Source organism: Actinomycetota bacterium, assembly GCA_019347575.1.
GTDB lineage: Bacteria > Actinomycetota > Nitriliruptoria > Nitriliruptorales > Nitriliruptoraceae > JAHWKY01.
In genome coordinates, this window is the sequence record JAHWKY010000063.1 from 1 (window position 1) to 10,446 (window position 10,446).

15 protein-coding genes are annotated in these 10,446 nt (G+C 68.8%); 10 read left to right on the forward strand and 5 right to left on the reverse strand.

What is annotated here, in order from left to right; all coding sequences use genetic code 11:
- Window positions 1–80: 80 nt before the first annotated feature.
- The 3 genes from KY469_21375 to KY469_21385 form a co-directional block, all read right to left on the reverse strand.
- Window positions 81–269: a hypothetical protein gene (locus tag KY469_21375; GenBank protein ID MBW3665654.1), complete on the reverse strand. Its 189-nt coding sequence runs from the start codon at window positions 267–269 to the stop codon at window positions 81–83.
- 107 nt (window positions 270–376) lie between these two features.
- Window positions 377–790: an arsenate reductase ArsC gene (locus KY469_21380; protein ID MBW3665655.1), complete on the reverse strand. Its 414-nt coding sequence runs from the start codon at window positions 788–790 to the stop codon at window positions 377–379.
- Window positions 787–1,383: an ArsR family transcriptional regulator gene (locus tag KY469_21385; GenBank protein ID MBW3665656.1), complete on the reverse strand. Its 597-nt coding sequence runs from the start codon at window positions 1,381–1,383 to the stop codon at window positions 787–789. Before KY469_21385 ends, KY469_21380 begins: the two co-directional genes overlap by 4 nt.
- 300 nt (window positions 1,384–1,683) lie before the next feature.
- Between KY469_21385 and KY469_21390 the strand changes: the two genes are divergently transcribed.
- The 7 genes from KY469_21390 to KY469_21420 all read left to right on the forward strand — a co-directional run bounded on the left by KY469_21390 (window position 1,684) and on the right by KY469_21420 (window position 7,849).
- Window positions 1,684–2,676, forward strand: a complete 993-nt coding sequence (locus tag KY469_21390) for a PstS family phosphate ABC transporter substrate-binding protein (GenBank protein ID MBW3665657.1) — start codon at window positions 1,684–1,686, stop codon at window positions 2,674–2,676.
- A gap of 92 nt (window positions 2,677–2,768) precedes the next feature.
- Complete coding sequence (gene pstC / locus KY469_21395) at window positions 2,769–3,746, forward strand: phosphate ABC transporter permease subunit PstC (protein MBW3665658.1); 978 nt, start codon at window positions 2,769–2,771, stop codon at window positions 3,744–3,746.
- Window position 3,747: 1 nt separating this feature from the next.
- Window positions 3,748–4,653, forward strand: a complete 906-nt coding sequence (gene pstA, locus KY469_21400; GenBank protein ID MBW3665659.1) for a phosphate ABC transporter permease PstA — start codon at window positions 3,748–3,750, stop codon at window positions 4,651–4,653.
- Between the two features lie 131 nt (window positions 4,654–4,784).
- The gene (pstB, locus tag KY469_21405) at window positions 4,785–5,579 is read left to right on the forward strand and encodes a phosphate ABC transporter ATP-binding protein PstB (GenBank protein ID MBW3665660.1); all 795 of its coding nucleotides are present in this window, start codon (window positions 4,785–4,787) and stop codon (window positions 5,577–5,579) included.
- A gap of 17 nt (window positions 5,580–5,596) precedes the next feature.
- The gene (locus tag KY469_21410) at window positions 5,597–6,292 is read left to right on the forward strand and encodes a phosphate uptake regulator PhoU (GenBank protein ID MBW3665661.1); all 696 of its coding nucleotides are present in this window, start codon (window positions 5,597–5,599) and stop codon (window positions 6,290–6,292) included.
- A gap of 61 nt (window positions 6,293–6,353) precedes the next feature.
- The gene (locus tag KY469_21415; GenBank protein MBW3665662.1) at window positions 6,354–7,349 is read left to right on the forward strand and encodes a diadenylate cyclase; all 996 of its coding nucleotides are present in this window, start codon (window positions 6,354–6,356) and stop codon (window positions 7,347–7,349) included.
- 71 nt (window positions 7,350–7,420) lie between these two features.
- Complete coding sequence (locus KY469_21420; protein ID MBW3665663.1) at window positions 7,421–7,849, forward strand: cyclic nucleotide-binding domain-containing protein; 429 nt, start codon at window positions 7,421–7,423, stop codon at window positions 7,847–7,849.
- Here KY469_21420 and KY469_21425 read toward each other — a convergent pair.
- The gene (locus tag KY469_21425; GenBank protein MBW3665664.1) at window positions 7,843–8,742 is read right to left on the reverse strand and encodes a 1,4-dihydroxy-2-naphthoyl-CoA synthase; all 900 of its coding nucleotides are present in this window, start codon (window positions 8,740–8,742) and stop codon (window positions 7,843–7,845) included. The genes KY469_21420 and KY469_21425 overlap by 7 nt on opposite strands.
- 134 nt (window positions 8,743–8,876) lie before the next feature.
- Here KY469_21425 and KY469_21430 point away from each other — a divergent pair, with 134 nt between their 5' ends.
- The gene (locus tag KY469_21430; protein MBW3665665.1) at window positions 8,877–9,263 is read left to right on the forward strand and encodes a CrcB family protein; all 387 of its coding nucleotides are present in this window, start codon (window positions 8,877–8,879) and stop codon (window positions 9,261–9,263) included.
- Entirely contained in the window at window positions 9,257–9,610 is a 354-nt protein-coding gene (locus KY469_21435; protein MBW3665666.1) for a CrcB family protein, read from the forward strand. Before KY469_21430 ends, KY469_21435 begins: the two co-directional genes overlap by 7 nt.
- Here the strand turns inward: KY469_21435 and KY469_21440 are convergent.
- Complete coding sequence (locus KY469_21440) at window positions 9,600–10,031, reverse strand: OsmC family protein (GenBank protein ID MBW3665667.1); 432 nt, start codon at window positions 10,029–10,031, stop codon at window positions 9,600–9,602. The two genes, KY469_21435 and KY469_21440, sit on opposite strands and share 11 nt — an antisense overlap.
- A gap of 166 nt (window positions 10,032–10,197) precedes the next feature.
- Between KY469_21440 and KY469_21445 the strand changes: the two genes are divergently transcribed.
- Window positions 10,198–10,446 (forward strand): hypothetical protein (locus KY469_21445; protein ID MBW3665668.1); only part of this gene is annotated, 249 nt, incomplete at its 3' end.

Consider the following 10,446-nt stretch of genomic DNA (forward strand, 5'->3'; position numbering starts at 1 on the left):
CCGGATCTGGTCGACGCTTCTGACCTCGCTTCGCTGGCGACCGAACGCGGCGCCGGGTTCCTGTCGGCCGGCAAGGCGTCCTACCGCTGGCGGCCCTTCCAGCACATGACGGAGAACGGCGTCTCGGGCATCCCCACCCGCTCGACGGCCGAGAAAGGCGAGAGGCTGCTGGAAGCCGCCGCGCAGTCGATCGCCGCTTCGATCACCTCGACGAGCAGTTCCGTACGCAGCTCGTCCCCGTGGTCGCGGAGTACCTCTCGGAGTGCCATGCCCCGTTCCCTTCGTCGTCTGAGCACCATCGTGGAGCACCCTGGCAGCCGGTGGCGGGCGTGGGCACGGCCGAAAGGGAGCGACGCGAGGGCCGACCGCCCCGCGGCTACCGGATCGGTTCGATGCCCAGTTCGTCCATCAGCGCGCGGACGCGGCGTTCGATCTCATCGCGGATCGGTCGGACGTCTTCCAACGGCTTGCCGGCGGGGTCGTCCAGTTCCCAGTCCACGTAGCGCTTACCTGGCACGACCGGGCAGGAGTCCCCGCAGCCCATGGTCACGATGACGTCGGCGGCATTCAGGGTGTCGTCCGTCCAGGGCTTCGGGTGGTCCTCGGTGACGTCGATGCCGACCTCGGCCATCGCCTCGGCGGCCACGGGGTGGATCCGTTCGGCGGGGTTGGAACCCCCCGAGAGCACATCGACGCGGTCGCCGGCGAGGTGGCGCGTCCAGCCGGCGGCCATCTGTGAGCGACCGGCGTTGTGGACGCACAGGTACGTGACGGTGGGCTTATCGGTCACGCCGCGACCTGCCCGGCCAGTAGGTCGACCCGACGGCTGATCTCGTCGAACGCCGCCTCGAAGGCGTCACGGTCGCCGCCGATAGGGTCCGCCACCGACCAGTGCACCAGCGGCGCCTGGGAACCCAGTCCTGACTCTCGCGCGCGGTCGCACACCGACACCACCAGGTGAGGGTCGACATCCACGTCCTGGTAGCTGCGCGGACGCGCATCCGACAGGTCCAGCCCGTGCTCGGCGGCGACCTCGACGGCCAGCGGGTGTACGGCCGTCGCAGGGTCGGTGCCCGCTGACATCGTCGGGCCACCGGTACGTGCCCCCCACAGCGCCGATCCCATCTGTGACCGCGCCGAGTTGTGCGTGCACACGAACAGCACCGGACCGCCTCCCAGACGCGGTACGTCGGACAGGCTGGCCAGCACGTCGGGGCGCAGGCTCACGTAACGGCGCCGACCGTCCCCCTGTGAACGGCGACGCTCGATCAGCCCGAGCTCCTCCAAGACATCCAGGTGGAACGCCAGCAGGTTCGAAGCCAACCCCGTCAGCTCCTGCAGCTCGGTCGGCGTGCGATCCGACGGCCACAACGCGTCCACCATCGCCAGACGGTGTTCATCACCCAACGCCCGATGGAGCGCAGCGCGGTCTTCGACCGCCACGTTCAGGACAGCCTCCGATCCAGGTTATCTCAGCGCAGGTTGAGTCTATCACGTTCGACGTGAGGATCGACGCTGGTCCGGGGGCGTAGGCGAGTTGCGTCTCCGTTCATCGGTAGTTCACCTCGCTGTGGGCGCGCGTGCACGTGCGCTCCGTAGGTTGCGGGCAGCGCTGGACGAGCCGGCGCTCGCTGAACCCCGTGCCTACGGGTGACCGACGGGGTCGACATCCAAGGAGCGAACGTGAACAGATGGTCCATCGTTGCGGTGCTGGCCAGCATCGCCCTGCTTGCAGCCGCGTGTGGCAACGCGCCCGATGATCGTGCCGCGGACACTGGCGGTACGACGGGTGGAGAGACGTCCACCGGCGGCGGCGACGGCGACCTGTCCGGTTCGATCGCTATCGACGGCTCGTCGACGGTCGCCCCCCTGACCGATGCCGTCGCCGAGGAGTACGCCGCCGAGCGGCCGGACGTCACGGTGAACCTGTCCGTCTCGGGCACCGGAGGCGGGTTCGAACGGTTCTGTGCCGGTGACACGCAGATCTCGAACGCTTCCCGACCGATCACGCAGGAGGAGGCCGACACCTGCGCGGAGAACGGGATCGAGTTCACGGAGGTGCGCGTGGGCACGGATGCCCTGACGATGGTGACACATCCAGAGACGGGGTTCGTGGATTGCCTCACTCAGGATGAGGTCGTGCGCATCTGGGGGCCGGATGGAGTGTCGAACTGGAGCGAGGTCCGCGACGGGTTCCCCGACGAGCAGCTCCAGATCTTCGCGCCCGGCAGCGACTCGGGGACGTACGACTTCTTCAACGAGACGGTGCTCGAGCCGAACGGCATCGAGGAGCCTCGCCAGGATTTCAACGCCTCCGAGGATGACAACATCATCGCGCAGGGGATCATCGGCACGCCCGGCTCTTGGGGGTTCTTCGGCTACGCCTACTACCAGGAGAACACCGAGTCCGTGAAGGCCTTGGAGTACGACGCGGGCGACGGCTGCGTGGCTCCTGCCCCAGAGACGGCCCAGGATGACAGCTACAAGCTCGCGCGACCGCTGTTCATCTACGTCAAGAACAGCGCGCTGGCTGAGCCGCACGTGGCGGACTTCGTGACCTTCTACCTCGAGACCGTGAACGACCTCATCGACGAGATCGGCTACATCGCCGCGTCTGACGAGACGATCGCCGAGGCGCAAGCGAAGGTGGAGCAGGCCATCTCCGACGCCGGCTGACCACGCAGTAGCCTCGCTGGGGCCGCGGCGACCCGTGGCCCCAGCTCACCCGCCACCCGATCTTCCGGCTCTTCGAAGTGCAGCGGAGGACCATGTCGCAGGTACAACCCCAGGCGTCCGGAGCTGGCGTCGCCACCGACTCCGGACCCGATGCTCCGTCGCCGTTGACCACGTCTCGGAAGCGTTACGGTGAACGGGCGATACTCACGGTGCTGTGGCTGTGCGGAGCGATCTCGATCGTCACGACGGTGGCGATCGTCGCGGTCCTCGCGGTCGAGGGCAGCGTCTTCTTCCGCAACATCGACGTCGTCGAGTTCTTCACCGACACCGCGTGGCGTCCGTTCGGCAACCCGGAGAGCGAAGCGTTCCGGATCGGGATCCTGCCGCTGGTCAACGGGACACTGCTGGTGACCGGTATCGCCCTGGTCGTCGCCGTTCCGTTGGGGCTGGGGGCCGCCAGCTACCTGTCGGAGTACGCCTCGTCGCGGGTCCGCAAGACCCTCAAGCCGATGCTGGAGATCCTGGCAGGGATCCCCACCGTCGTGCTGGGCTACTTCGCGCTCACGTTCGTCACCCCGCTGCTGCGCGACATCCTGGGACAGTCGACCGTGCAGATCTTCAACGCGGCCAGCGCCGGGATCGTCATGGGGATCATGATCATCCCGACGGTCGCCTCGCTCTCGGAGGACGCGATGACCGCGGTGCCGCGGGCGCTGCGTGAGGCGGCCTACGGCCTGGGGGCCACCAAGCGTCACGTCGTCACCCGGGTGGTGTTCCCGGCCGCGCTGTCGGGGATCGTCTCTGCGGTGATCCTGGCCATGGGCCGTGCCATCGGCGAGACCATGATCGTTGCGATCGCCGCGGGCAACCTGCCCAACATGACGGTCAACCCGTTCGAACAGATCCAGACGATGACCGCCTACATCGTCCAGGCCGTGACCGGTGAGGCGCCGCGGGGCAGCCTCACCTACCAGTCCATCTTCGCGGTCGGGGGCGTGCTGTTCGTGATGACGTTCGCGATCAACATCGTCGCGCAACGCATCGTCGCGCGGTTCCGGGAGGTCTACTGAGATGGTCTCCTCCCCCGTAGATGTGGCATCCCGCGCTGTACGCGACCTCACCCGCCCCCGCGGACGCACGCTGAAGGAGAAGCTGTTCCAGTACGTGCTGTTCGTTGCGACGGCCGTTGGGGTCGTCGTGCTCGTGGTCCTGCTGATCGACGTCTTCGGCGATGGGCTGGGCCGGTTGCGTCTCGACTTCTTGACCGGCTACTCGAGCCGCCGGCCTGAGGCGACCGGCATCCGTACCGGTCTGACCGGGACCCTGTCGCTGATGGTGCTCACCGCACTGTTCTCCTTCCCCGTCGGGGTCGGCGCGGCGATCTACCTGGAGGAGTTCGCACCCGACAACTGGTTCACCCGCCTGATGCAGGTCAACATCGCCAACCTGGCCGGTGTCCCGTCCATCGTCTACGGGCTGCTGGCCGCAGCGGTGTTCGTCTACCTGCTGGAGTTCGGACGCAGTCTCCTGGCCGGGGCGATGGCACTCAGCCTGCTGATCCTGCCGGTCATCATCGTCGCGGGACGCGAGGCGATCCGTGCGGTCCCACGCTCGATCCGCGAAGGCGCCCTGGCGCTGGGAGCCACACCGTGGCAGACGACGTACAAGCAGGTGCTGCCCGTGGCCCTGCCCGGCATCCTCACCGGCACCATCCTGGCGCTGTCCCGGGCGATCGGCGAGGCGGCCCCCATACTCGTCGCCGGCGCCGTCTTCAGCCGACGGGCCGACAACGAACCCTGGAGCCTGTTCGAACCGTTCGGAGCCCTGCCCATCCAGATCTTCGACTTCGTCAAACGTCCCCAGGCGGGGTTCCAGATCGAGGCGGCATCAGCCGCGATCATCGTGCTGCTGACCGCGTTGCTGCTGATGAACACCCTCGCGATCGTTCTGCGCAACCGTTACTCGCGCCAGTGGTGACCGCATGGAGACGCCTTCGTTGACCCCCCGGAACGCATCCCGCCAAGTCGACGTGAGAGACCGCCGTGGATCATGACACCCATGCGAGCCAGACACGGGATCTTCTTCAACGCGCCCAAGAGGGTCCAGCGGTGAGCGAAGAGGTCACCGATGCGGTCTTCCGCGTAGATGACCTGTCGGTCCGGTACGGCGCGTTCGTCGCGGTCAAGGGCATCTCCTTCGACATCCCCAGCAACGAGATCGTTGCGCTGATCGGTCCCAGCGGATGCGGCAAGTCCACGGTGCTGCGCTGTCTGAACCGGATGAACGACCTGATCCCGGAGGCGCGGGTCGACGGACGCGTCGTCTACAACGGCAAGGACATCTACGACGACGACGTCGACCCCGTTGAGGTCCGTCGGCGCATCGGCATGGTGTTCCAGAAGCCCAACCCCTTCCCGAAGTCCATCTACGACAACATCGCGTTCGGCCCGCGGATCAACGGCTACAAGGGCGATCTCGACGGGCTGGTCGAGCGTTCCCTACGAGCCGCCGCGTTGTGGGACGAGGTCAAGAACAACCTCAACGGCAGCGCCCTCGCTCTGTCCGGAGGCCAGCAGCAACGGCTGTGCATCGCCCGGACGATCGCGGTGGAGCCCGACGTGATCCTCATGGACGAACCGTGCTCGGCCCTGGACCCGATCGCGACGTTGAAGATCGAGGACCTCATGCGCGACCTCCGTGCCGAGTACTCCATCGTGATCGTCACCCACAACATGCAGCAGGCCGCACGGGTCTCGGATCGCACCGCGTTCTTCACCCTGGATGTGGACGAGGAGCACGATGAGCGCACCGGGATCATGGTCGAGTACGACCGCACCGACCGGATCTTCACCCAGGCCGCCGACGAACGCACAGAGGCCTACATCACCGGACGCTTCGGCTGAACGAGCACCGTCGCGACATGGCGCAGCTGCCTGCGGATCCCTCCCAGCCTGACTGGGACGACGACCGGATCGGTCGGGTGGAGTACCGATCCCGGCTGCGGGAACTCGACGACGAGCTCGTAGCGATCGCGGCGGACGTCGCCGACGCCATCCCGCCGGCCAGCACCGCCCTCCTGAGTGGGGACCGCTCGGTGATCCCGCTCGAGGAGGCTCGGGATGCCCGCAACCGTCGTCGGTGTCGCCGCCTGGAGGACGCCTGCTTCGTGCTGATCGCCCGCGAGGCACCGGTCGCCGCCGACCTGCGCGAGGTCGTGGCGGTCGTCCGCGCCATCACGGACGTGGAACGTGCCAGCCGGCTGATGGTGCACGTCGTGTCCACTCTCGACCGCATCCATCCACCGGGCATGCAACCGGACCTGCGGACGACGCTTCGGCTCCTCTGCGAGGCCTCTGGCCGGACCTTCCGTGGCGCGGCCTCGGCCTGGGAGGACCGAGATGGTCTGGCCGTCAACGAGCTCAGTCGTCACGACGACGACGTCGACCGCCTCCAGGAGAAGCTGCTGTCCGAGCTGTACCTAGGCGACCACCCCGTAGAGGACGTCGTCGCGCTCGCACTACTCGGTCGCTTCTTCGAGCGGCTGGCCGACCACGGCGTTGCGCTCGCTGGTCACCTGTCGTGGGCGGTCACCGGGGACCGGATCGGCACTCCATGACGTCTGGACGCCGACCGTTCGGGCGGTGGTGGCGAGACTTCGCTGCGTAACCTCCCAAGACATGGGGGATGCACCGGCAACGACGCGACCGATCGGCGACCGACGACGCGCCCGTTTCCGCGACGAGCTGATCGACGCCGGCATCCCCGTGCCCGAGGGGACCGCAGGCGAGCTGTTCGTGGATGAACTCGCACACGCCCGCTGGGCGGGCATCCACGAGCGACGTCGGTTCGGCTACGGATGCGTGCTCAACCCGGGCGATCCGACCGCCGTCGGGGACCCGCTGCCCGGCATCGAGGGCGTCGAGGCTGCCGAGTTGTCGGAGCTACGTCGGTACGCCGATGGGAGCCGTGTCTTCCTGGTGCGGCACCCGGACGCCCCGCCCCAGCTCGTCACGACCGACGCTCCCGACGAGCTCGCTCTCGTCCGACTCCAGCGGCGCACCGGCGGCCAGATCGTGATCCGCGACCCGGAGGAGATCCGGGTGGTCACCCAAGACGGGTCCGTGGGCAGCTACGGCGACCTGTGGGTGGTCAGACCGTCGGCCGGGCGGGCCGCCGCGGCGCTCGCACGCTTCGTGGACCAGGACGATCGCGGGACGCTGGACCAGATCCTCGACCTGTGCCTCCACGTCCTCAGCCCGCGTCACGTCGGAGCCACCGTGGTATGGCGGCTCGGGAGCCCTGACGATGAGCGGTTCACCCGGGAGCCGACCCCCGCGCCGGTCGCGCTGTCCGTGACGACCGACCGGCACCTGGCGGCGATCGCGAAGCGGATCGCGCTGATGGACGGTGCCTGCGTCCTGGACCGCGACGGCACCGTGGTCGGCTTCGGCGCCTTCCTCGGCTGGTCTCGCGAGGCGGAGGAGGAGATCGCGCACGCCACCGGCCTGCGTCACACCTCCGCGCGGTGGTACTCGTTCGACGTCCCCGAGGTGCTCGTCTTCGTCGTGTCCGAGGACGGCCCCGTCAGTGTCTTCGGTGGGGGCGCAGCTCTCCTCGCCGACATCGGCCACACCCGCAACGTCAAGCCACCGGACACCGTCGACGGCACCTGAGTCGGCGGGTGACGCTTGCGGGTACCTCGCGACCCCTGCTAGGCCATGTCCCGACGCGGAGGAGGCGAGCCATGGCCATGGAAGAGCGCGAGAAGGCCGACCTGCTCGGATCGGTCCCGCTGTTCGCCTCGTGCAGCCGCGCGGAGCTGAACCACGTCGCGCAGCTGTCGGACGAGGAGTCCTTCGAGGCCGGCGACACGCTGGTCGAGGAGGGCGACGACACCGGAGGCTTCTACGTCATCGTCGAAGGTCGCGCCGACGTCATCCGCGGAGGCGATCCCGTCGGCCAGCTGGGCTCGGGCGAGGTGCTGGGCGAGCTCGCACTGCTGCTGCAGGGGTCGCGAACGGCGACCGTACGGGCGACGGACCCGGTCCGGGCGCTGCGGGTCGACGCCCGGCCGTTCCGTTCGATGCTGCTCGAGCACCCGCAGGTCGCCCTGAAGCTCCTCGAGGTGCTCGCCGGCCGACTCCGGGACGCCGAGGACCGCCGCGTTCAGTAGTGGTACGGGAACCCGGTCCAGTCCGGGGTGCGCTTCTCGAGGAAGGCGTCACGGCCCTCCTGCGCTTCGTCGGTCATGTACCCCAGCCGGGTCGCCTCACCCGCGAAGACCTGCTGGCCGACGAGACCGTCATCGATCATGTTGAAGGCGAACTTCAGCATCCGGATCGCCATCGGGGACTTGCCGCAGATGCGCCGGGCCCAGTCGAGCCCGACCTCCTCGAGCCGGTCGTGGTCGACGACGGCGTTGACCATCCCCATCCGGTGGGCGTCCTGCGCCGAGTACTCGTCCCCCAGGAAGAAGATCTCCCGCGCGAACTTCTGTCCCACCTGTCGGGCGAGGTACGCCGAGCCGAACCCCCCGTCGAAGCTCGCGACGTCCGCGTCGGTCTGCTTGAACCGGCCGTGCTCGCGGCTCGCGAGCGTGAGGTCGCAGACGACGTGCAGGCTGTGTCCCCCGCCCGCCGCCCACCCAGGGACGAGGCACACGACCGCCTTCGGCATGAGCCGGATCAGGCGCTGGACCTCGAGGATGTGGAGCCGCCCACTGCGAGCGGGATCGATCGACTCGGCGGTGTCGCCCTCGGCGTACCGGTAGCCGTCCTTCCCGCGGATGCGCTGGTCCCCGCCCGAGCAGAACGCCCATCCGCCGTCCTTCGGCGAAGGACCGTTGCCGGTGAGCAGGACGCACCCGACGTCGGGGCTCCGTCGGGCGTGGTCGAGCACGCGGTACAGCTCGTCCACCGTGTGGGGCCGGAAGGCGTTGCGCACCTCGGGACGGTCGAAGGCGACGCGGACCGCCCCGACCTCTCGGGCGCGGTGGTACGTGAGGTCGGTCAGCTCGAAGCCCTCGACCTCCTCCCAGGCGTCCGCGTCGAACAGTTCGGAGACCATCGCCCGTCCCTTCGGGATCCTCGGCTGTCGGCCAACGCAGCGTAGGCGCGAGCCGGTGACCCTGGGACGGCTCGGTCGGAGACGGGACGGTCAGGATCCGGTCCATCCCCGAGCCGGCTGGTAGACCTGCCGCCGTGACCTCCGAACGTGACACCGGCTGGACCCGGCGCGCCGCCATCGCCGTCGGGGGTGGGGCCGGCACGGGCGTCCGGGTGCTCGTCGCGGCGGTCGTGCCCGTCGGTGCCGGTGGTTTCCCGATCGCGACACTCGCGGTCAACCTGGCGGGGGCGCTGCTCCTCGGGATCGCCCTGGGGCTGCTGCTGCCCACCGGACGGGCCCGACTCACGTCGCTCATCTGCACCGGCGCGCTCGGGGCGTTGACCACGTTCTCCACGTTCGCGGTCGAGGTGGTCGAGCTCGTCGATACGGCCCCGTTCGTGGCGCTCGCGTACGTCGCGATCAGCCTGTCCACCGGCCCGGTGCTCGCTCGGGCGGGCCTGCGGTGGAGCCGAGGATGGTGACCGCGCTGCTTGTCATCGCGGCAGGTGCGGTGGGCGCGGTGCTCCGCGCCGAGGTGGTCGCGCTCGTCCACCGGTGGCTGCAACGACCCGGCCTCCGAGCGATCGCGATCGTGAACCTCAGCGCAGCGCTGCTGGCAGGTTCCGTGGCCGGCTCCGGCCTCGCCGGTTCGGCCCGACTCGTCCTCGTGAGCGGGTTGCTCGGCGGCTACTCGACCTACTCGACGTGGATGGTCGAGTCCGTCATGAGCGGACGCCGCCGCGGCCTGGCGAACGTGGTCGGTCAGGCCGCGGCGGGCGTCTTCCTCGCCGGTCTCGGGTGGGTCCTCGCCACCTACCTCAGGAGTTGACGAGCGAGGCCTTCACGGAGATGTCGGTCCCGGCCAGCGCCTTCGAGACGGGGCACTGCGCCTTGGACTCCTCGACGAGCTCGTGGAACGTCGACTCGTCGATCCCCGGCACATCCGCCTCGGTCACGAGCGCGATCGAGGTGATCGCCGGGCCGTCGTCCGTCACCTCGACCGTCACGTTCGCGGTCGTCTCGATGCTCGTCGGCGGGTGGTCCTTCTTCGAGAGGAGACCCGAGAGGAACATCGAGAAGCAGCCGGCGTGCGCGGCTCCGATGAGCTCCTCGGGGTTGGTGCCCTCGCCGTCCTCGAAGCGGGACGCTCGGGTGTAGGGACCCTCGAAGCCCATGCTGGGCAGGCTCATCGTGCCCGTGCCCTGCTTGAGGTCTCCCTCCCAGCGTGCGGTGGAGCTGCGGGTAGGCATGTGATCCTCCTGGTCGGAACGTTCGTCATCCGACCATAGACGTGGGCCGAGGCTCGGCTCGGCGGCATCCGGCCAGCCTGCAGCGCACCACCCCGGCCATCCGGACGGGAGGAGCGAGGAGGGCGGAACACGAAGAGGTACCTGACCCACCTCAGGAGACCTCGGGATGCGACCTGCACGGAGAACCAGTACGTGGCTGGTGGCGGCACTGGCGATCGGCGCCTTCATCGCGGTGAACGCCGCCGCCGCGGCGGCGCACGAACGTTCGGAGATGTCAGCGATGTCCGAGCATGTCCCGGCCGAACGGCTCAGCGACGTGCCCTGTGAGGACGGGGCGGCGGGACCCTTCAAGTGCGACGGCATCGATCTGCTGAGCTTCGTGCCGTACCAGGAGTTCGTCGGTCTGGAGCCGTCC